Here is a 22,397-nt window from a genome sequence, read left to right as displayed (position 1 = left end):
GCCCTTTTTATGAATTGTGCTTTTTTCCTTAGAAAGAAATGGATAGCGAAGCTCTTGTGGTACCCCATCCCATAACCAAATCACCGTTGTCAGTGAAGGCCATGGAAAAAGCTTCTAAAGATTCTCCGTCCGTGCTAGCTTTAGCAGTTACTCTTGCAACATCTGCGGCACTATCATAAGAATAAGCTCCCCATTGATTCAAATTACTATTTAATATTACGGTCCATTCGCTATCACCTGGAATAGTAAAAAGGGCGTAAGTACCTGCTTTTACAGATGTTCCACCAACAGTAGCATCCTTGTAAAACGTAATTTCCGCAGCTTCGTTAGCTCCAGTTCTCCATACTTTACCTGCTGGTGCAAGCTCCGATAAACTTCTGCCCTTTAATTGAGGTCTGCTATAGATTACACGAGCCGATTTTTCGGAAACCCTATAACTTGATGGATGTGTTGCAATATCAGCAGGACTCTTGTCCAATCCACTAAATTTTTGTGCAGATACTTCTGTTGAAAAGGCCAAGCCAATAGTTAAAAAAGTAAGTAAGAATATTTTTTTCATTGTGATGATTTTAGTTGATCCCAAAACTAGGATGTATTTGACTGTTCTATTAATAAAAAGACGTTAAAATTTAACAAACCTTTCAATGTGTTTGATAATCTCCACTATTATCTGATATTTATTTTAATATGTCATTATTATCAAATAAATTATTTCATATCGTAATCATTTTTGACATATATATTTAATAAATGAAATTATAAAATCATATTTGTATAGAAATTGTTATAAAAATAAAGATATGTGCGGAATTGTATGCGCGTTTGATATAAAGGAAAGTGCAGAAAAGTTGAGACCTCAACTTTTGGAAATGTCTAAGAAAGTAAGACATCGTGGTCCGGATTGGAGTGGAATATATTCAAATAATAAGGCCATTATGGCTCATGAGCGTTTGGCTATTGTTGATCCAGCTTCTGGAAAACAACCCTTGTTCAGTGAAGATGGAAAGCTTGTTTTGGCAGCCAACGGAGAAATCTATAACCATAGGGAGTTGCGAGAGCAATTTAAAGGGAAATACCCCTTCAAAACACAATCCGACTGTGAAGTTATTTTGGCTTTGTATCAAGAGAAAGGCGTCAACTTTGTTGATGATTTAAATGGAATTTTTGGCTTTGCTATTTATGATAGTGAAAAAGATGAATATTTCATTGCTAGGGATCATATGGGAATCATCCCACTCTATATTGGATGGGATAAGAACGGAACCTTTTACGTGGCTTCAGAACTTAAAGCCTTGGAAGGAACATGTTCCAAAATTGAATTGTTCCCTCCAGGGCATTACCTATTGAGTTCAGAGGGTGAGTTCAGAAGATGGTACAAAAGAGATTGGATGGAGTACGAGGCTGTGAAGGAAAATGCTACCAGTATCCAAGAAATTAAAGATGCTTTGGAAGCTGCGGTACATCGTCAATTGATGTCCGACGTTCCATACGGAGTATTGTTGTCAGGAGGATTGGATTCTTCGGTAACCTCGGCAATAGCAAAAAAATACTCTCAAATGCGAATTGAATCAGGTGACACTAAAGAGGCCTGGTGGCCCCAGTTGCATTCGTTCTCTGTCGGGTTGGAAGGATCTCCGGATTTGGCCGCGGCCCAAAAGGTTGCTGACCACATCGGAACCATTCATCACGAGATAAAATTTACCATCCAAGAAGGTTTGGATGCCATCAAAGATGTCATCTATAACTTGGAAACTTACGATATCACAACCATTCGTGCTTCCACGCCAATGTACCTCATGGCACGGGTAATTAAATCCATGGGAATTAAAATGGTATTATCTGGTGAAGGTGCCGATGAGCTGTTCGGGGGCTATCTATATTTCCATAAGGCCCCAAGTCCAAAAGATTTTCATGAAGAAACCGTGAGAAAACTGGATAAACTTCATATGTACGATTGCCTTAGAGCGAACAAGTCATTGGCAGCATGGGGAATTGAAGGACGCGTGCCTTTTTTGGATAAAGAATTTATGGATGTTGCCATGCGCATCAACCCAAAAGATAAGATGATCAATGGAGAACGTATGGAAAAATGGGTGGTGAGAAAAGCATTTGAGGACTATTTGCCGGAAAGCGTCGCATGGAGGCAAAAAGAGCAGTTTTCAGACGGTGTTGGCTATAGTTGGATAGATACCTTAAAATCAATGGTAGAAAGCGAAGTAAGCGATGAGCAATTGGCCAACGCACATTTCAAATTTCCAATTCAGACACCCACATCAAAAGAAGAATATTATTACCGTTCCATTTTTGAAGGTCATTTTCCTTCAGATGCCGCCGCCTTGAGTGTTCCACAAGAGCCTTCAGTGGCCTGTAGCACCAAAATTGCGTTGGAGTGGGACGAAGCATTCAAAAATATGAATGATCCTTCAGGACGGGCCGTGGCCAATGTTCACGAAGATGCATATGTGAAATAACCAAACCGTTATATACCGCATGCAGTAGAAATACTTGCAGTTTTGTTTTATTTGAGTTAGTCGGAAAAGCCTCTTGGTAAGAGGCTTTTTCTATTGAAAACACCCCTTTTTTCTGACGAATAAACCAAGGGTATTTTTCCACATGTATTTGTTGATAACTTAAGGTCTCCAAATGGCCCCAAGCACCTAATTTCATTGGGTATTACTTATATTTGTAAGATTTGAAAATTTCAAGGCAAATAAAGAGAATATATGAGCGAAGAGGCTAAAAAAAATCAATATTCAGCAGATAGTATCCAGGCCCTTGAGGGAATGGAACATGTACGTATGCGACCCTCCATGTATATTGGTGATGTCGGTACCCGTGGACTTCATCATTTGGTATATGAAGTGGTAGATAACTCCATTGATGAGGCAATGGGAGGTCACTGTGATACTATTGAAGTTATCATCAATGAGGACAATTCCATAACTACAAAAGATAACGGTCGGGGAATACCGGTTGGCCTGCATAAAAAAGAAGGAGTCTCAGCTTTGGAGGTTGTAATGACCAAGATTGGAGCAGGAGGAAAATTTGACAAAGATTCTTATAAAGTTTCAGGTGGTCTTCACGGTGTTGGTGTTTCTTGTGTAAATGCACTCTCAAGCCATTTGAAAGCTACTGTTTATAGAGAAGGTAAAGTTTGGGAACAGGAATACGAGCGAGGTAAAACGATGTATCCTGTTAAAAGTACTGGCGAGAGCAAGGAAACAGGGACCGAGGTCACCTTTATGCCGGATACGACCATATTTACCCAAACAATAGAATATAGTTACGATACGCTGGCCAATAGGATGAGAGAGCTTGCCTATTTGAACAAGGGTGTCACCATTTCACTTACTGATCATAGAAATAAGGATGAAAAAGGGGAATATATTTCTGAAACCTTCTTTTCTGAAGAAGGATTAAAGGAATTTATCAAGTTTTTGGATGAGACGCGTGAGCCTTTAATTCAGCATGTGATTTCCATGGAAGGTGAGAAAAATGGCATACCTGTTGAAGTTGCAATGGTTTATAATACCGGTTTTTCCGAAAACCTTCATTCCTACGTAAATAACATTAATACGCATGAAGGAGGAACACACCTATCTGGTTTTAGAAGAGGATTGACATCAACCCTTAAAAAGTATGCAGATAGTTCAGGCTTATTGGACAAACTAAAGTTCGAAATAGCCGGAGATGATTTTCGTGAAGGATTGACTGCAATAGTTTCGGTAAAAGTTGCTGAACCACAGTTTGAAGGTCAAACAAAAACCAAATTAGGGAATAGGGAAGTTACAAGTGCCGTGAGCCAAGCAGTTTCCGAGATGTTGACCAATTATTTGGAAGAGAACCCTGACGATGCCAAGCAAATTGTTGAAAAGGTAAAACTGGCGGCCCAGGCAAGACATGCCGCAGCCAAGGCACGCGAAATGGTTCAGCGTAAAAACCCTATGAGTGTTGGGGGATTACCTGGAAAGCTTTCCGATTGCTCGGAACAGGACCCTATCAAGTGTGAAGTATTCTTGGTTGAGGGTGATTCTGCAGGCGGAACGGCCAAACAAGGACGGGATAGAAACTTTCAAGCCATTTTACCACTTCGTGGTAAAATATTGAATGTTGAAAAAGCCATGCAGCACAAGGTTTTTGAAAATGAGGAAATCAAGAACATTTATACCGCTCTTGGAGTGACCATCGGTACAGAAGAAGATAGTAAGGCCTTGAATCTTGAAAAACTACGATACCATAAAGTGGTGATTATGTGTGATGCGGATGTAGATGGTAGTCACATTGAAACCTTGATTCTCACATTCTTCTTTAGGTATATGCGTGAACTGATTGAAGGGGGCCACGTTTATATTGCGACCCCACCCTTGTATTTGGTGAAGAAAGGATCCAAGAAGAGGTATGCGTGGAATGATGATGAGCGTGATGCAATTGTAGAATCTATGAAAGGTGGTGCTGGAATCCAACGATATAAAGGTCTTGGAGAAATGAATGCTGAGCAGTTATGGGATACAACCATGAATCCTGAGTTTAGGACGCTGAGGCAAATTACCATTGATAATGCAACAGAGTCTGATCGTATTTTCTCTATGCTAATGGGTGATGAAGTTCCTCCTCGAAGAGAGTTTATTGAGAAGAATGCCGTCTATGCCAATATTGATGCATAACGTTTGAAGTATTTAGAATAAAAAATCCCGAGCTTGCTCGGGATTTTTGTTTTTAGCCTTTTCAGAAAAATTACTTCCATTGGAAATCCCCATTTTCGAAGGACCAATCGTTTCCAAAGAAACCAGCACATTTAACCGCATCAGTACCATATTCCATAATGTCACTGCTAAAAAGCAACAAATCTGGATACGAAGTGCCGTTCAATAGATAATGGTTACTATAAATAGCCTTCATTCCTTCAATCCCGGTTGCTGAAATCACGCCTACACTTGCTGTTTCGCTATCCTTTCGTGGAGCAATAAAATATAATCCCCACTGATTCCCGTTTACCTTCTTTTCACCCAATACCACACTATTGTTTTTGACTTGGACAGGAAAATCATCTAGTAACTTTTTCCAAGCCGTGTTGTTGTCTTTGTTCCCATAAATAACAACGTTTCTATCCTTGTAATTTTTTGAATTAAAACCGGTATCGGGAACAAGCTCCACTGAACCGTTAGCGCGATAATAAAAAGTTTCAGCATCCAATCTTGCTTTATTGTAGTACCAATCGTTTTCAACATTATTCCCATTTGTGGCATACACAAAAACCATCTGGTTATTAAAGGCATCTTTAAAGCCTCCATTTCTATGTGGCCCTTTTTCTTTCAACAAAGGCTTTGGAGTTGATATCCATTTACCATCGACCTTTTTGTAATAATGGTATCCTGTGGACGCAGTTTTTAAAATAGTCCCATCTATATTTAAGGTATCCGATTTTAAATTCATGGCACCCAAATCCAATCCAATCACGGATACATTATCTGTACTAAAGGATATACCATTTTCTTTGGAAAAATCAACCGAACTGATTTCAAATGGCTTTTCCTGTTGATATATGGTTGCAAAATGAGATTTAGCCGACACTCCAGGCGATGCTGTATAGAATTCCATTTTATTGATAAGCGAATCAGTTTGAATGGTTCTCTTCTTGAAAAGTTCAAAAATTGGAGGCCAATCCATACTATGGTCCCCGTACCAATGTGTGCCTCCGGGATATTCGTAATAGGTGAAATCAGGGTGGAATTTTCCCAAAACTTCTCGCATTTCTCTCGCAATAAACGTTGGCACCACATTATCTTTTTCGCCATGAAGCACATAAATCCCATGCTGAAGATAATTTCGTTTGAGTCTCAAGGTACGACTGGGATTCCCAGCCCGAAGAATCATATGGTCCATATCGGTAAGCTGAGGTTTCTTCTGCATTTCTTTTAACCTTTCAGGTGTTATTCCCCATCGTTTGAGTTCTTCATCGCTGGCTTGAAGCGCGCGTTTCACGAAACTATCCCGATATCCCAAAAGATCAGGATATCCAGCGCAAGGTGCAATTGCCGCAAATTTATCTGGATAGGTAGCTCCAAGATACCACGTGCCATGTCCTCCCATTGAATGTCCGGTTAGGTAAATTTTCTGTTCATCTGGGTTGTATATTCTTTTTCCTTCGGCCAATACTTCCAGAGCATCTAATCGCCCCCAATCTTCCCAAGCAAAACCAAAAGGTCTTCGATTGGTTGGAGCTACTACATGTCCCCAGTCTTTTTGTTTGTAAGCATTGGCTTGGTTGACCGCCTCGACCGATGCTCCATGAACAGATAAAAACAATGCTCCTTTTTCCAAATCTTTGGTTGAAGAAGGGGCAACACTAAAATATTGCACGCTATGGTCTATTTGACTCGTAAAAGTGCGTTTGTGTTTGTCGTATTTTGATTTTAATTGAATATCGATTTGTTGGGAGTCAAGTGTGGTATTTGAAACATCTTGAAGGGCTAAATCCAATTGTGAATCACCATGTTCTGAATTTGTAGAAACACCAGGAATGTTAAACGCCACCTTTCTTACGCTCATCGGAGCGATAGGAGGAATGGGAGTAGTCAACTCCTTTCCCTTATGTTTTGACTGAATTTTATGGTTTTTCACCCAATTGCCCGAAGTGTTGACCACTCGTATAGCACCTTTATAATCCATGGTTTCCTCAATAAGCAGGTCTGGTAGGGTCATATCTCTAGTTGTAAAAATAACAGGTGCTTTAGCTTGAATCAGTCGAGCTCGGACCCGGGGAAACCTGCCGGCCTTAAGAACAAAAACGTTTGTGCCTTTTTTTAGTTGAATGGGGATTAAACTATACCCGAAATCGTAATAATCCCCTTCATGAGGATAGCCATTGATAACGGCCTGAGTATGCCCAGAAGCTTCAAAAAGGACTGTTTTAGGGCTGGAAGATGTATAGCTCAGATAAACATATGAACCCCGAAGCACAGAATTATTGAAAGTGTTGGTATCATCCACTTCGATTTTTGTCCATCGATGAGTCTTTCCAGAATCATCAATGCTGCCTATTTCCCCTTCTGCAACGTTTTTATCGCTCATCAAAAAGTTTTTAAAAACCCTGTCCGTCGGAAATGAGATGGAATTTAAAGCACTTCTCTTTGAGGTCAAGTAAAGGGCGTCTGTAAAAACATGGATTGTTTCTCCTTCGCTTACCTTATCTATTTTTTCCTTCCCAAAATATTCTACAATATTTCCTTGACGCTTTTGAGCCGAAGTATTAAATATTCCTAAGAGGACAACAAGGGCAATAAGAAACGGATGAATACGGATTTGTTTCATGAATTGATGATTTAAGATGAAAGTAAAAATTTGGACTAGTAAAGACAAAAAGAATAGCTTACCCATGCCTCAAGGTCGACGGATAACGGAGAAATGCGAATAAAGTGCAAATAAATTATATCTCCGAAAAGGCAAAGCCGTCAACGGATAGTCCACAAGGAATAACAGCTAAATGCATAGATAAGAGCGTTTCACAACAAAAACTAGCTGTCGCATAGGGAGTTTTTTAGATTTAGGAAAAATTTTACAAAAGATGAAAAGAATTAGCCTTTTGCTTGCAATGTGCAGTTTTTCGTTTGGAATGGCGCAGTCCAACTTGAATGAACTTTTGGCTGCAGGTCTAAACGATGCGGAACAGTTCACCACCTCTTGGTTGGCTCCTGTCACAGAAGCAAGTGTATATAGCATATCAAACGGATGGTATAATTCTGCCGATGCAAAGCCGTTGGGCGGATTTGAAATTTCCATTGTGGGAAACATTACCGGTTTCAAAAACAAATCGGATAAAAAATCCTTTACCTTAAATACAGCTGACTACGAAAACCTAACGTTTGAGGATGGAAGCTCTTCTAGGGAAGTAGCCACTGCATTGGGTGATATTGAAGGTGTGAATGTGGCCATAAATGCTACCATAGAAGGTCAACAAGTGAGCACCACTTTTGAACTACCTTCGGGCTTATCATCTGAAGATTTGAATTTCATCCCTTCTGGATATATTCAGGCCAGCGTTGGTTTAATTAAAGGAACCGAGGTTAAGGCAAGGTTTTTACCAAAAATTAAAACAGACGATGTATCCATAGGGCTTTATGGTTTTGGAGTACAGCATGACTTCACAAAACATTTGCCAGCGGATAAGTTACTTCCGGTAGCAATATCTGCTGTAATAGGATATACCAATCTAAGCGGGGAGTATGATTTTACTAGCACAGGAGTTATCTCCGGAGAAAATCAACGTCTTGATGCTAAATTTAGCTCTTGGAATTTTGCTGCCGTGGTATCCACAAGATTGCCGGTAATCAACTTTTATGGTGGATTAAATTATATTACAGGAAAGGCTGATACCGATATTCTAGGTACATATAATGTGGAAGCTGCAGGAAACAATTTCATTACGTATACGGATCCATTTTTAATCAGTAACAAAGTAAGTGGAGTTTCCGCCAATATCGGAACCAAACTTAAACTAGGCTTTTTCCGATTAAACGCGGACTACAATATAGCTGAGTTCAGCACATTTACCTTTGGTGTAAACTTCGGATTCAGATAACCCCCCCCAACTATACCTGACCAAAATAAAGTAGGCCCAACTTTCGTTGGGGCCTACTATTTTCATAAGTGAGTCTTCCACAGTCTATTCCCTGGTGGCGAAGACAGAACCATTTTCCAGGGCAAGAATTTCAGGGTCATTGCTTTCCTGTAGACTTACAATTACATCTGTAACTTGATCATCTCCAAAGGTAATGGAGTATTTTCCATCCTCTTCGGACCATCTAAAATCAGTGTAATATGTAAGATTGGAATTAGTATAGGTTTGATACCTTCCTAAATATACATCGTTGAATATCCATTCTTCCCTTGTGGTGGAACTTTTATTGGTAGTTTCATCGGGATTCAAAGAATTTTTGACCCAGGTGCCAAGAATGGGATTATCGTTTTCTGGAATGCTGCTACAATTGCTTATGGCAATTATGCTAATAATAGACAGCAATGAAAAGAGCTTTTTCATAGTCTAAGTAGGTTAATCATACATTTGGGACAATTAGAACGAAGATGTATTCCTAAGTATTGCCACAAATTCGATGTATGGTATGCAATTCACTCATTTCTTCGTTGAACTGCAACCTTTGTTAACATACTGACTATTTTACCTATAAGTATATCAGAAAAAACCTATAGTCTTTCAACTTAAAATGGAAAGACCCTGCAATTTTTATATGTTTGATTTACAGGGTCATACTTGACTAGCCTATCTTATCCGAGTCTTTGGTGTACTCCCGATGCTATCGGAACCGTTATTAAATTACTTTCAGAAATTAATATGCCATTTAACTCATTAGAAAGTACTATGTAAGCTCGAAGTTCTAAATGGGCGGATAAAAGATCATTGTCATCTTGAAGCGCTTCTATAACTCTCTCATTTATGGCACCTGAGCCAAGTAAAATGGAACTGGTAAGGTTAAACGTAAAAGACAAATTTTTAGAGCTTCCATAATCCACAAGATATTTACTGGTGGAAAAAATAAAATCATCAGTTTCCCCTGATTCATCAGTAGTTTGCTGTATTTGTTGGATTAAAAAATTACTGTAAATAAAAGGTATTATCCGATCTTGTTTAAAATCTTCATCGAAGATATAGACCTTGGCAAGGTAGGGTAGATTTAGTCTTCTATCAATATCCGTAAAGTTGACACTGCTTTTTACAATGACATCAATACCATCGATTAAATTTCCTGAGTAATTAATTGTTGGTTTTTCAGCTAGATTTCCCATGATGATAAATGTTTTAGTTTCTACTAAATTATTTTGCCTCATAATTTAGATTGTCCAGAACTATCTTATTTGGATAAAATAGGACAACACTAAAATGATTGTGAAGTTGGGGTGTTTTTTAGCTTCAGCTTTTTGCATTATTCTGGGAGTATCTAGACAAAGTGGAATATGGGTTTCTGCATCATTCAAAATATGTGGGCTAAAATGGGTAAAAGTCAGTTTTTTTCTGACCTAAATGCCTTATTTTTGACCGGTTAAATAAAAATTAGATAAAAATGAAAGTTACCGTAGTTGGAGCAGGTGCAGTAGGAGCTAGTTGTGCCGAGTATATTGCAATGAAAAATTTTGCATCAGAAGTTGTTTTGTTGGACATTAAAGAAGGATATGCTGAAGGAAAGGCAATGGATTTAATGCAAACGGCCTCTTTAAATGGTTTTGACACCAAAATTACAGGAAGCACCAGCGATTATGCTAAGACTGCAGGTAGTGATATTGCCGTGATTACTTCAGGAATTCCACGTAAACCTGGTATGACCCGTGAAGAACTTATCGGAATTAACGCCGGTATTGTTAAGTCAGTGTCCTCCAGTCTTTTGGAACACTCTCCCAATGCCATTTTGATCGTTGTGAGTAATCCAATGGACACCATGACCTATTTGGTGCACAAGACCACAGGTTTACCAAAACATAGAATCATTGGTATGGGTGGTGCTTTGGACAGTGCTCGTTTCAAGTATAGATTGGCAGAAGCTTTAGAAGCGCCAATTTCTGATGTAGATGGAATGGTAATAGGTGGACATAGCGATAAAGGAATGGTGCCATTGATTGGACATGCAACCAGAAACAGTGTTAAGGTATCCGAATTTCTTTCCGCTGACAAGATGGATTGGGTAGTACAAGAAACCAAAGTTGGAGGTGCCACCTTGACCGGTCTTTTAGGAACTAGCGCTTGGTACGCTCCAGGAGCGGCTGTTTCCGGATTAGTGCAAGCGATTGCTTGTGACCAAAAGAAAATGTTCCCATGTTCCACTTTCTTGGAAGGGGAGTATGATTTAAATGATATCTGCATAGGAGTTCCCGTTCTTCTAGGTAGAAATGGCATTGAAAAGATTGTTGAAATTGAATTGAGCGATGCCGAAAAGGCGAAGATGCAAGAAAGTGCCGAAGGTGTGAAAAAAACCAACGGATTACTTCAGCTATAATCTTTAAGGTCAAATAAGAATTTAAAATCAATGGGCAGGCGACTGCCCATTTGCAATTCCATCAATTTCTATTGGCAAATCTTGTCGGAAATGATATATTTGCACGCTGTTTATAAAAACTTCTAAAAATTTAATAATCAATGCAAAATAAAGGACTTATAAAGCTTTTTGCGCTTCTTTTTGGTCTGGTTAGCATTTATCAACTTTCCTATACCTTCATTACGGGTAAGTTGGAGACCGATGCAGAAACCTATGCTATTAGCCAAATTTCGGAAGCTGAAGAAGACTATGTGGCAAAGCGAGAGGCTTTAGAAGCATCTTACCTGGATTCTATTGGACCCCTTCAAGTTTTAGGGTACACCAGCTATGATGACGCGAAGAAAAAAGAATTGAACAAGGGATTGGACCTTAAAGGAGGTATTAACGTAACCCTCCAGATTTCTGTAAAGGACATCTTAAAAGGTTTGGCAAATAACACCAAAAACCCGGTTTTCAACAAGGCACTTGCTGATGCTGATAATGCTTCAAAACAAAGTGACGACACTTATATTGAGTTGTTCTTCGAAGCGTTTGATAATATCAAAGGCGATACCAAACTGGCCTCACCTGATATTTTTGCAAACAAAGGGTTGAGTGATGTAGTTAATTTTCAAATGACCGATGATGAGGTAAAACCAGTTATCCGCAGAAAAATTGACGAGTCCATTGTTTCGGCTTTTGAAGTACTTCGAGAACGTATTGATGGTTTTGGTGTAACCCAACCCAATATCCAAAGAGAAGGTAATTCAGGACGTATTTTGGTTGAATTGCCTGGAGCACGGGATATAGCAAGAGCACAAGAGCTTTTGTCAAGTACTGCTCAGTTGGAGTTTTGGGAAACGTATTCTCAGAACAGCCAGAGTCTAGGTGCATTTTTTGTAAATGCCAATGAAAGACTAAAAGAAATTTTGGAACCTGTTGAAGAGGAAGAGGAAGCGGCAACGCCAGAGTCTGAAATTGACTCATTGCTTTCTGATGTAGCTCAAGATTCACTGGATTTGACTCCTCAGGTGAATCCGTTATTGAGCAAGTTGATCCCTGGTAATCCTGGGAGCCATGCCATTGCAAGAGCGTTGGTATCGGATACTGCTGAAATAGGTGGTTATTTAAGAATGCGCGAGATTAAAAAACTATTGCCCAATGATGTTCAATTCACTAAGTTCTTATGGGAAAGACCGGCAAAAGACTCTGAAATTGTTGAACTCTTCGCTTTAAAATCAAATCGTGACAATGCTCCAAGAATTAGTGGAGACGTTGTTTCAGATGCACAGGATACATTTGATCAATACAACAAACCTGCGGTGAGCATGACCATGAACACCAAAGGTGCCAAAGAATGGGAAAAGCTGACCGGTGATGCTTTCAATAATCAAACAGGTATTGCCATTGTTTTGGACAATAAAGTGTACACCGCTCCTGGTGTTTCTTCAGGACCCATTTCAGGTGGTCGTTCCGAAATTACCGGAACCTTTACCGTAAACGAGACCAAAGATATCGCTAACGTATTAAGAGCAGGTAAGTTGCCTGCATCCGCAGAGATTATCCAGTCAGAAGTTGTTGGACCATCATTAGGGCAAGAAGCTATTGATAGTGGTTTTATGTCATTTTTGATTGCCATGGCCTTTGTTTTGGTTTGGATGATATTCTACTATGGTAAAGCAGGAATCTTTGCAGATATCGCCTTGGTATTGAATATTCTACTGATTTTCGGAGTATTGACCAGCCTTGGAGCTGTATTGACATTACCTGGTATTGCCGGTATTGTTTTGACCATTGGTATGTCGGTGGATGCGAACGTGTTGATATTTGAACGTATTAAAGAAGAAATTGCACGTGGTAAAGGGAAATCGCAAGCTATAGCGGATGGTTTTAGCAATGCATTGTCCTCCATTTTAGATGCGAACATTACCACAGGTCTTACGGCCATAATTCTTTTCATATTTGGTTCAGGACCTATAAAAGGATTTGCTACTACACTTTTGATTGGTATTGTTACCTCTCTGTTCACCGCAATCTTTATTACTAGGTTATTAGTTGACTGGTATGTTTCCAAAAAGGGAAGAAGCTTGGATTTCTCTACCGGAATCACAAAGAATCTGTTCACCAATATGAAAATCAATTTCTTGGGCAAACGTAAGATCGCTTATGTGGCTTCCTTTATTTTGGTTGGGGTTGGTATTTTCTCATTGGCAACAACAGGTTTACAGCAAGGTGTTGATTTTATTGGAGGACGTTCGTATCAAATTCGTTTTGAAAAATCGGTTAACCCATCCGAGATTGCGTCTGAATTGAATACAGTATTTGGTAGTGGCACCCAAGTAAAAACTTTTGGTGAAGCCAATCAAATAAAAGTGACCACTCCTTATAAGGTGGACGTTGAAGGTATTGAGGTAGATAATGAAATTCAGAACAAACTCTATACATCACTTCAAAAGTACCTTCCAGATGGAACATCTTTTGAAGACTTTACCGTAGGAGCATCGGAAAAATCTATAGGAATATTACAATCCGTAAAGGTTGGACCAACGATTGCGGATGATATCAAGAAAAATGCATTTTTAGCTATCATTGGTTCATTGGCGGTAGTTTTCCTTTACATTCTATTGCGATTTAGAAGATGGCAGTTCTCATTGGGTGCAGTTATAGCTGTCTTTCATGATGTGATGATTGTATTGGGTATCTTCTCGCTAGCGGGAAGCATCATGCCATTTAATATGGAGATTGACCAAGCTTTTATTGCGGCAATACTAACCGTAATTGGCTACTCTTTGAATGATACGGTGGTAGTGTTTGACCGGATTCGTGAGATTGTCAACCTAAAAGGGTGGAAAAATGGAGAAAACATCAACGAAGCATTGAACAGTACGTTAAGCCGTACCTTAAACACTTCATTGACTACCTTGATTGTACTTTTGGCCATCTTCACATTTGGTGGAGAAAGTTTACAAGGATTTATGTTCGCAATGATTGTAGGGGTAATGGTAGGTACCTATTCTTCGGTTTTTATCGCAACTCCAATTATGTTTGATGCACTAAAAAAGAGGATAACTTCTTCCAAGGAATAGTATCCCACAGATTTAAATATAAAAAGGCCACTCTTTAGAGTGGCCTTTTATTTTTTCCCGTAATTACGGTCAATATAGGCTATTGCTTCAGCTTGCGTAAGTACCGCGAAATTTTTGTAGCGGTCGTGCACGTCAACAATCTCATCCAGTGCTTTTTTTACTAGTTCTGTGTTTTTCCAGGTGTTCAAGGCTTTGACAACAGTGGCCCAGCACCCTTTTTTATAAGCGATTTGACCTAATACATGAATTAAGGTGTTTTTCACTCGAGTTGTGGAATCATACTCCAATTCCTTTAGCAAGGGAAGAATATCTTCTGGATGTTTGCGACCTCTAAGTTCAATTCCATGACAAATCTCACGTCTAACTTCTTTATCAGGATGGTGCAAATATTTCTTTGCCCAGTTCAATACAGGTTTTGGATTTTTTTCTCCCATCTTTTTAATGGACCCGATTACGGCATTTCTAACAGAATGATGGTCATCAAATAATCCGACATCAAAGAAATGGACCACAGATTCAAAATTGGTTTTTCCCAACTCACCAGCTGCATTGACCACGGTTTGCCTTACTTTCTCATTATCTGATTTTAAAAGCTTCTCCAGAAAAAGGATAATTATGGAAATGGGATGTTGATTCGTTTTATGAATTTTTCCGATGGACAAATATGCCGCTTTTCTAATGTAAGTATCCTCGTCCGAAAAGTAAACTAAGGTATTTTTTTGACTGCCATTGAGAAGATCATTAAAGATGTCCAACTCAATTTTTGGAACCAGTTTCTTTCTTTCTTCTTTAGGTAGATCATAAAACCCCATTCCGTTCTTGATTACTTTGGCGGTAACGACATCACATATTTAAATCCTTTTTGCAGGTAGTTGCGAAGAGTATTCATATCCTTTAATAGAGATTCCGGAATCAAAACATACTCCCGCATAGTAGCACCGTGTGATTTAAATGGTTTGGCTCCATATGCTTTGTCAAATTCAACCGTATCCTCTTTTGAAAGTCGAATCCCCAACTCATCATCTTTATTGATCAAAGAAAACATATATCCGTTGGCCGAAGTGTAGGGCATGGTTTTTCCTTTACGGTCAATATCGGGACAGTTGGCTACTAATTCATCATATACTTTTACTAAGGCATCCCTTTTCATCAGTGTTCCAGTTTCAATGATTCAGTTTCTACTTTCTTGGCTACATCGCGAATTACATCCAACAAATAATCAATAGTTTCGGTGGTCTTTCTATGGTTAATCAAACAGGCTCGGATGGCATAATCGCCTTTTAGTTTGGTTCCCATAATAAATACACGCCCATCTTTTTCGAGTTCAGGCATTAACTTATGATTGAATTCCACAATCTCCTCTTTATTGGTCATTTCGCCCACATATCTGAAGCAGGAAACAGCAAGTTTTGAATCTGCCACGAGCTCAAAATCTTTTGAAGCCAGAACCTTATCATTCAGATATTGGGTAAGGTCTATATCTTTTCGAATCATGGCCTTGATTTTTTCCATACCATAGGCCTTTATACTCATCCAGACTTTGAATGCTTTGGCGTTTCTGGACAATTGGAAGTAGTGTTCGTTAAACTCAAGACGCTGACCGTCATTGGCAAGTTCGGTGTCTAAATAGGCGGCTTTTTTATAGTAGGTCCTGCGAAGATTATCCCAATTTCTAACTAGTGTGCATCCCGCTTCAAACGGTTGATAAAGCCATTTGTGAAAATCAAGAGCTATGGAATCTGCACGATCCATTCCCCTATATTCTGGTCTTAAATTGTCCAAAATGGCAGCCAAGGCGCCATATGCACCATCAACATGATACCATAATCCATACTTTTCTGCGAGATTGGCCAAGGCATCTAGGTCATCTATGGCTCCAGTATTTACGGTTCCGGCATTCCCGATAAGGCAGAAGGGTTTCAATCCGTTAGCAATATCCTGTTTTACTGCCGCTTCCAAGGCTTCCAAATCTATCTGGAATGCATCATTAGTTTTTATCTTTCTAAGATAATCACTTCCGATACCCAACAATTCGACACTTTTATCTACGCAGCTGTGAACTTCTTCTGAGGCATATACCACAAAAGGAGCTTGTCCAAAAAGTCCTTTTTTTCGGATACCTTCCTTTTCAAAGAAAATGTTTCGACCCACTGTCAGTCCAGTTAAGTTGGCTGCAGAACCCCCGCTTACCAATACACCTCCAGCGTCTAAGGTAAATCCTAGCATTTGCGCCGTCCATTTAATGACACGTTTCTCAATCTCATTCATCGCAGGTCCCAAATGCCATTTGGTTTGATTTTGATTAATAGTAGTGGCCAACTTTTCCGCAATAATTGAAATCTGGTTACCACCTGACATGACGTAGGCGTACATATGTGGACCCAGATTACCCGTGGCGGTGTTCAATACTTTGTTTTCAACTTCGTCCAATAACTTCGAAGCGTCCATACCTTGGTCTGGTAGTTCTTCATTAAACCATTGCTCTACATCGGCTTGAGGATGATCATGATATCCTTTTTGTTGTTCAATGTTCTCAAACCGTCTTAGTACAAGATCACTGCTTTTATCTAAAAGCGCTTTGTAGTCTTTTTGTGAAAAATCCAAGGTATTATTAGCCATACTTAAAGTGTTGTCCTGCTTTGTTACAAGGGAAATCTAAAGATAAGCGTATTTGCAATTTTATGCTACTGTAATGATTTGACCATTGCTTGAAACTCAAAGTGTTCTTTTCCAATTTGGAAATCGTGATCACCTATTTTTTCAAAACCGTTCTTTTCATAAAATCGAATTGCCCGGACATTCTCTTTCAATACGGAAAGCCAAATTTTAGGAGCTTTACTTTTGGCTTCCTCAAGGAGCACATTTTGTAGCGCTAGTCCAATCTTTTTGGATAGGAAATCTTTAAGCACATAGATTTTTTGAAGTTGACATAACTCTGATTCGTTTAAGAAGGAGGAAGGGGAGTTCAATTTTAATTTGGCGTACCCCACCGGGAGTTCATCAAGGTAAGCTAACCAATATAGGTTGTTGGGATTGGTAAGACTGCTTTTTAGTTTTTTAACATTAAATGTATGATCAAGGTAGTTTTCCAAATCCGATTTGTCCTCAAAATAATGCCCGAACGTTTCGGTAAAGGTTATCCTTGCCAACAACGCAATGATTGTTGCATCTGAAGGAGTTGCTCTAGATATCTCCATGTGGTTGTGTTTTACCGGTTGATCCCGTTTGATTCATTTCTAAAATGTAATCAAATTGAGGCTCCAATCCAATTTCTTTTCTATGCGACACAAAGACAATGGCGGTATCACTTTCTGCTGAAATTTTATTTACAAGAGCGACAAAGAAGGCTGCATTTTCATCATCCAATCCAGCCGTGGGCTCATCTAAAATGAGAAGGGGTGGATGTTTGATCATTGCCCGAGCCGTCATGACTAGTCTTTTTTCACCAGTAGTAAGGTTTAGAAACTGTTTGTTTTTTTTATCCTCCAGTCGCAAAAGCTTTATCCATTTGGCGGCCAAACCTCTGGCTTGGTCCGAAGCTTTTTTGTAAAGTCCGATGGAATCATAAATTCCAGAAATCACCATATTTTCCAACGTATGGTACCCATTGAATTTGTCGGTCATGGCAGGTGTAAAGTATCCAATCTTTTCTTTTAAGTCCCAAACACTTTCACCGCTTCCTTTTTTTTGTCCAAACAAAGTAAGGTCTTGTCCATACCCTTTATGGCTATCACCCGTAATCAGCGAAAGCATAGTGGTTTTGCCGCTGCCATTAGGGCCGATTAACTGCCAAAAATCCCCTTTTTTAATGGTCCAGCTGATTTTGTTCAACACTTGGCGGCCATCGAAGCTCACGGATACATTTTTAAAATTGACTAGTTCATCGCCTCGAACTATAATGGGCTCTAGTGGAGGGGGTAAATCTTCTTTGAAATGATTAGTTTGTCTGGTGTTTTCCTTCCAAAATGTTTCGGCATTTGAGTAAGGGCGAAGCTGGCTTTTCTCCAGTTTGAAAAAATCAGTGGTAACGGATAAAATATCATCCAATCGACTTACCACCTGGATCAAGGAGGTGGATTTTGAGATGGAGGGTAATTTTTCTTTTAAATAAGCCTGAGTGTCAACATCTAAATTATCGTAAGGGTTTACCAATACTATAAAATCGGGATGTTGTTTCAATAGATAGCCAAGCAATGCTTTTTTTTGTTCACCACTACTCATCGATTTTAAGGATTGGGAAGCAGCAGCCGTAATAATTTTTGTGTCGTGTCGCTCTTCTTCGTCCATAAATCTTTCAATTTCTGAACGGGAAAAAAGCAGCCCTTTCTTGGTTTTGAAAATTTCAAATCCGTGTGATGCAACACCTTTTAATAGGTCAAAAACCAAATCTTGGGTTTGGGATTTGTTATCTATTAGTATTGCGTAGTTTTTGGCTGGTTTCATCAGTCAACAAATACTAGATATTTCAAAAATAAGATTATCCTTGATTCACCCTAAAGATATGAACTGGATTGTCTTTATAAGAGGTTGTTTTATCCAAATGCATCCCATTTTTTAAGGCAACCTTTTGTGACGGGATATTATCCACATGAATTATAGAGATTAAAGAGGAGGCAAAATTGTTTTCAAAAGCAAATGTTTTACATTTTTGGGCAGCTTCGATGGCAAAGCCCTGTTGCCAGAATTTTGGTAATACGGAGTATCCGATTTCCAATTCTTCAATGTCATCAACTACTTGCACCAATAAGCCGCAGATTCCTATCAATTCACCTGTCGCTTCCAAAATAAGAGCATTCATTCCGCCCATTTCCATTTCATATCTTTCAAAAGCACGGTCAAATTGTGTTTGACAAGCTTCGATGGGGTCTGGTGGTAATCCCTCCCAGAATTGTGTGGACCTTGGGTCATGATAAAATGGAAGCCAAGCCTCAAAATCGGAGGGCAGTATTTTCCGGAAAAAAAGTCGTTCCGAACTTTGGTTCTCTAATAAGTACTTGGACATTATAGTTTGCTATAGGAAATACTATCACCTACACTTAAGCCTAGTTTGTCAGACAATCCAGCATTGATTTCCAAAACATATTTTATCGGAACACCTGAGGATAGTCCGGTTTCATCAAAGGGTTTTGCATTTTTTTGGAAACTGACGATTTTTAGATTTTCATCGATATAGATAATATCCAAAGGAATATGCGTGTTTTTCATATAGAAAGAATGCATGGCTACATCATCGAAAATGAACAACATTCCCTGAGTATCTTCCATAGTGTCCCGGTACATTAAGCCTGTTTGGGTTTCATACTCGGTTTCTGCGATTTCTATATCAAATTGCACAAGAGCCGAATTGTTGTCAACCTTTGTGATGCTAAGCTCACCTTCTTTGGTGAAGGTTATGCTCTCTGTCTTGATTTCCTTTTTTGATTCTTTTTTGCAGCCCATGAACATGAGAAAACCAAAAGTAAATACCGTAAAGAACTTTAAAAGCTTGAATAGTTTAGAATAGAATTTGGACATTGACAGCGGTTTATTGTTTTGAAGGTCTAAACATGAAATAGAGTCCTACCAAAATCATTGGGATGCTCAACCACTGGCCTATAGACAATAACTCTAGAGATTCGTCAAATTCATTTTGTCTCTTTTTGACAAACTCAATAAGGAATCTTGTGGTCCACAAACCAACCATAAATAACCCGAAAAGGAACCCTGTTTTGTTTTTCTTTTCTGTTTTCCAATACAATTGGTATAAGATTATAAATAAAATCAAATAACAAATTGATTCGTACAGTTGGGCTGGATGACGAAAAGGAATGGACTCCAAAATGGAGGCAAACTCAGGCTTATTCTCAATTGCTTTATAGGCGGCGTTTACGGTTGTTTCCTTTGTCATATCAAGAGCCCTGGAAGGGTGTAAGTCATCTCTTATAAAACGTACGGCAAATGCAAAAGACTCCTTAACCTCATTTCCGGTAATTTCAGAGTTAAAAAAATTTCCTAAACGCACAAAACAGGCCCCAATCGCCGAAGGAATGACCATGCGATCTAGTAACCATAGCATATTGATGTCTTTCCATTTCCTGCAATACAACCAAACCCCGACAATGGCAGCTATTGTGGCTCCATGACTGGCAAGGCCTGCAAATCCAGTAAATTCAAATTTGGGGTTGGTCTTAATAGGTAATAAAATGGATAAAGGGTCTGAACTAAAAAGTTCTGGTTGATAAAAAATGACGTGACCTAAACGCGCTCCCAACATTATCGATACTAGACCAAATATAAAAAGTGAATCTACTTGTTGAATTGTCTTTTTTTCGCTTAAAAAAATACGCTTTATGATAATCCAGCCAACAGCGAAAGCAGCAATCCAGAGCAGATTGTAATATTTTAGTTGAAAGAATCCCAACTTGAATAATGTTCCGTCTGGGTTCCAGTTAAATCCTAAGAGATACATAGGTTAAAATTTTGGTCTAATATAATTACTTTGAATGGTTGGACAGCGCCTTTATTATAATTTTAATAATCGCCCCAGACTTCGATTTTAACCGTAAAGTTTAGGGTACCGGGTCATATCCTTTTCCACCCCATGGATGACAACTGAAAATACGTTTTAGTGATAACCATCCCCCTTTAAAAAGCCCGTGTTTTTTTAGCGCTTCCAAAGTATATGCAGAGCAAGTTGGGGAATACCGGCAAGTAGCGGGAGTCAAAGGCGAGATTAAAAGCTGATAACCTCTGACCAGCAGAACAAAAGGAGCAATAAGAACTTTTTTAAATGTCATTCTCCGAGTTCCACTTGAATTTACATTTGTTAATTGATGCTGAAGGTAGTTCCTTCTTTGCCGTCTTTAAGTTGGATTCCTAACGCTATAAGCTGATCCCTAATTTTGTCTGATGTGGCAAAATCTTTGTTTGCTCGAGCCTCATTTCGTAATTCTATCAACAATTCCATTACCCCACTTAGGGCACTTGAGTCATCTTTTACGGCTTTTTGGTTTTCTATTCCCAAAATATCGTAAACAAAACTCGCTAGGGTTGTCTGAAGTAGTGACTTATCCTCTTGAGAAATGCTTTCATTTCCTTCCTTAATAAGGTTGATACGCTTTACCGCATCAAAAAGATGTGCTATAAGGATTGGAGTGTTGAAATCATCGTTCATGGCATCATAGCATTTTTGCTTCCATGCTTTATAATCAAAATCAGAGGTTGTTGCAGTTTTTAAGCCGTCAACACATTCTAAAGCATCCATCAGTCGGTGATATCCTTTTTCGGAAGCTAGAAGTGCATCATCACTCAAATCCAAAATACTGGTGTAATGAGCCTGCATCATAAAAAATCGAACTACGGCAGGAGCGTATGCTTTACTCATAATGCTGTTGTCCCCGCTGAACATTTCGGACGGATAGATATTGTTGCCCGTAGATTTTGACATCTTTTTGCCATTCAAGGTCAACATGTTGGCATGCAGCCAATATTTAACCGGCGATTTTCCGGTGCTAGCTTCGGATTGTGCTATTTCACATTCGTGGTGCGGGAATTTTAAATCCATTCCGCCTCCATGTATGTCAAAAGTTTCACCCAAATATTTGGTGCTCATTGCTGTACACTCTAGGTGCCATCCTGGAAACCCATCGCCCCAAGGAGAGGGCCATCTCATGATATGCTGAGGTTCGGCCTTTTTCCAAAGCGCAAAGTCTTGTGGGCTTCTTTTTTCGTCCTGAGCTGTCAAAGCCCGGGTATTGGTAATCATATCCTCTAACTTTCTTCCGCTGAGTTTACCATATTCATTACTCTCATTGAATTTTGGAACGTCGAAGTACACTGAACCATTTACCTCATATGCGAAGCCTTTTTCAATGATTTCCTTGATAATTTCAATCTGTTCAATGATATGACCGGTTGCTGTTGGCTCAATGCTAGGTGGTAGAAAATTAAATTTTTGAAGCGTTTCATGAAAGTCTACGGTGTAGCGTTGTACCACTTCCATGGGCTCAATCTGCTCTAGCTTGGCCTTTTTTGCAATTTTATCCTCACCTTCATCCGCATCGTTTTCTAAATGTCCCGCGTCAGTGATGTTACGTACATAGCGTACTTTAAATCCTAAATGTTTAAAGTAACGGAATATCATGTCAAAAGACATAAAAGTGCGGCAATTTCCTAGGTGGACATTGCTATATACCGTAGGTCCGCAAACATACATGCCGATATGACCTTCATTTATAGGTTCGAAAACCTCTTTTTTCCCCGTAAGTGAATTGTGTACGCGTATTGTTTGGTTTTGGTACAGTTGCATTGA

General features: G+C 39.2%; 19 protein-coding genes. 5 read left to right on the top strand and 14 right to left on the bottom strand.

Going from position 1 to position 22,397, the window contains the following annotated elements:
• Window positions 1–28: 28 nt before the first annotated feature.
• Complete coding sequence (locus ACOKFG_RS15440) at window positions 29–559, bottom strand: DUF2911 domain-containing protein (RefSeq protein ID WP_299174638.1); 531 nt, start codon at window positions 557–559, stop codon at window positions 29–31.
• A gap of 241 nt (window positions 560–800) precedes the next feature.
• On the opposite strand from ACOKFG_RS15440, the gene asnB reads away from it, so the two are divergent.
• Window positions 801–2,471: an asparagine synthase B gene (asnB, locus tag ACOKFG_RS15435; RefSeq protein WP_298791178.1), complete on the top strand. Its 1,671-nt coding sequence runs from the start codon at window positions 801–803 to the stop codon at window positions 2,469–2,471.
• A 252-nt stretch (window positions 2,472–2,723) separates the two neighbouring features.
• Window positions 2,724–4,664, top strand: coding sequence for a DNA topoisomerase (ATP-hydrolyzing) subunit B (gyrB, locus tag ACOKFG_RS15430; protein ID WP_298791176.1), 1,941 nt, complete (start codon window positions 2,724–2,726; stop codon window positions 4,662–4,664).
• A 70-nt stretch (window positions 4,665–4,734) separates the two neighbouring features.
• On the opposite strand, the gene ACOKFG_RS15425 is transcribed toward gyrB, so the two are convergent.
• Entirely contained in the window at window positions 4,735–7,311 is a 2,577-nt protein-coding gene (locus ACOKFG_RS15425) for an alpha/beta fold hydrolase (protein ID WP_422861563.1), read from the bottom strand.
• Window positions 7,312–7,564: 253 nt separating this feature from the next.
• Here ACOKFG_RS15425 and ACOKFG_RS15420 point away from each other — a divergent pair, with 253 nt between their 5' ends.
• The gene (locus ACOKFG_RS15420; RefSeq protein WP_299174634.1) at window positions 7,565–8,578 is read left to right on the top strand and encodes a DUF6588 family protein; all 1,014 of its coding nucleotides are present in this window, start codon (window positions 7,565–7,567) and stop codon (window positions 8,576–8,578) included.
• A gap of 84 nt (window positions 8,579–8,662) precedes the next feature.
• Here ACOKFG_RS15420 and ACOKFG_RS15415 read toward each other — a convergent pair whose 3' ends face one another.
• Both ACOKFG_RS15415 and ACOKFG_RS15410 read right to left on the bottom strand, forming a co-directional pair.
• Entirely contained in the window at window positions 8,663–9,037 is a 375-nt protein-coding gene (locus tag ACOKFG_RS15415; RefSeq protein WP_299486215.1) for a hypothetical protein, read from the bottom strand.
• 245 nt (window positions 9,038–9,282) lie between these two features.
• Window positions 9,283–9,801, bottom strand: a complete 519-nt coding sequence (locus ACOKFG_RS15410) for a hypothetical protein (RefSeq protein ID WP_298791168.1) — start codon at window positions 9,799–9,801, stop codon at window positions 9,283–9,285.
• A gap of 275 nt (window positions 9,802–10,076) precedes the next feature.
• Between ACOKFG_RS15410 and mdh the strand changes: the two genes are divergently transcribed.
• Window positions 10,077–11,003, top strand: a complete 927-nt coding sequence (gene mdh / locus ACOKFG_RS15405) for a malate dehydrogenase (protein ID WP_298791167.1) — start codon at window positions 10,077–10,079, stop codon at window positions 11,001–11,003.
• 140 nt (window positions 11,004–11,143) lie between these two features.
• On the top strand, window positions 11,144–14,107 hold the full coding sequence (gene secDF, locus ACOKFG_RS15400; protein ID WP_422861562.1) for a protein translocase subunit SecDF: 2,964 nt from the start codon (window positions 11,144–11,146) through the stop codon (window positions 14,105–14,107).
• A gap of 47 nt (window positions 14,108–14,154) precedes the next feature.
• Here secDF and ACOKFG_RS15395 read toward each other — a convergent pair whose 3' ends face one another.
• The 10 genes from ACOKFG_RS15395 to cysS form a co-directional block, all read right to left on the bottom strand.
• Window positions 14,155–14,919, bottom strand: a complete 765-nt coding sequence (locus ACOKFG_RS15395; RefSeq protein WP_422861561.1) for a HEAT repeat domain-containing protein — start codon at window positions 14,917–14,919, stop codon at window positions 14,155–14,157.
• Between the two features lie 11 nt (window positions 14,920–14,930).
• Window positions 14,931–15,257: a hypothetical protein gene (locus ACOKFG_RS15390; protein WP_422861560.1), complete on the bottom strand. Its 327-nt coding sequence runs from the start codon at window positions 15,255–15,257 to the stop codon at window positions 14,931–14,933.
• Window positions 15,257–16,726 (bottom strand): pyridoxal-dependent decarboxylase, encoded by a 1,470-nt coding sequence (locus tag ACOKFG_RS15385; RefSeq protein ID WP_298791158.1) that lies wholly within the window; start codon window positions 16,724–16,726, stop codon window positions 15,257–15,259. Before ACOKFG_RS15385 ends, ACOKFG_RS15390 begins: the two co-directional genes overlap by 1 nt.
• Window positions 16,727–16,791: 65 nt before the next feature.
• Entirely contained in the window at window positions 16,792–17,304 is a 513-nt protein-coding gene (locus tag ACOKFG_RS15380; RefSeq protein WP_298791157.1) for a GNAT family N-acetyltransferase, read from the bottom strand.
• Window positions 17,291–18,550 carry an ATP-binding cassette domain-containing protein gene (locus ACOKFG_RS15375; RefSeq protein WP_298791155.1) on the bottom strand — a complete coding sequence of 420 codons (1,260 nt, stop codon included), beginning with the start codon at window positions 18,548–18,550 and terminating at the stop codon, window positions 17,291–17,293. Before ACOKFG_RS15375 ends, ACOKFG_RS15380 begins: the two co-directional genes overlap by 14 nt.
• Window positions 18,551–18,584: 34 nt before the next feature.
• The gene (locus tag ACOKFG_RS15370; RefSeq protein WP_299486205.1) at window positions 18,585–19,109 is read right to left on the bottom strand and encodes a GNAT family N-acetyltransferase; all 525 of its coding nucleotides are present in this window, start codon (window positions 19,107–19,109) and stop codon (window positions 18,585–18,587) included.
• Complete coding sequence (locus ACOKFG_RS15365) at window positions 19,109–19,621, bottom strand: DUF192 domain-containing protein (RefSeq protein ID WP_422861559.1); 513 nt, start codon at window positions 19,619–19,621, stop codon at window positions 19,109–19,111. Before ACOKFG_RS15365 ends, ACOKFG_RS15370 begins: the two co-directional genes overlap by 1 nt.
• Window positions 19,622–19,631: 10 nt before the next feature.
• Entirely contained in the window at window positions 19,632–20,555 is a 924-nt protein-coding gene (gene lgt, locus ACOKFG_RS15360; protein ID WP_298791151.1) for a prolipoprotein diacylglyceryl transferase, read from the bottom strand.
• 100 nt (window positions 20,556–20,655) lie between these two features.
• On the bottom strand, window positions 20,656–20,883 hold the full coding sequence (gene yidD / locus ACOKFG_RS15355; RefSeq protein ID WP_298791149.1) for a membrane protein insertion efficiency factor YidD: 228 nt from the start codon (window positions 20,881–20,883) through the stop codon (window positions 20,656–20,658).
• A 29-nt stretch (window positions 20,884–20,912) separates the two neighbouring features.
• Window positions 20,913–22,394, bottom strand: a complete 1,482-nt coding sequence (cysS, locus tag ACOKFG_RS15350) for a cysteine--tRNA ligase (protein WP_298791147.1) — start codon at window positions 22,392–22,394, stop codon at window positions 20,913–20,915.
• Window positions 22,395–22,397 lie beyond the last annotated feature (3 nt).

Origin of the sequence: Flagellimonas rhodophyticola (assembly GCF_049332665.1) — a bacterium.
Lineage (GTDB): Bacteria > Bacteroidota > Bacteroidia > Flavobacteriales > Flavobacteriaceae > Flagellimonas.
Note: the sequence above shows the minus strand (reverse complement) of the source record. Positions and strands in the feature narration are given on the sequence as shown.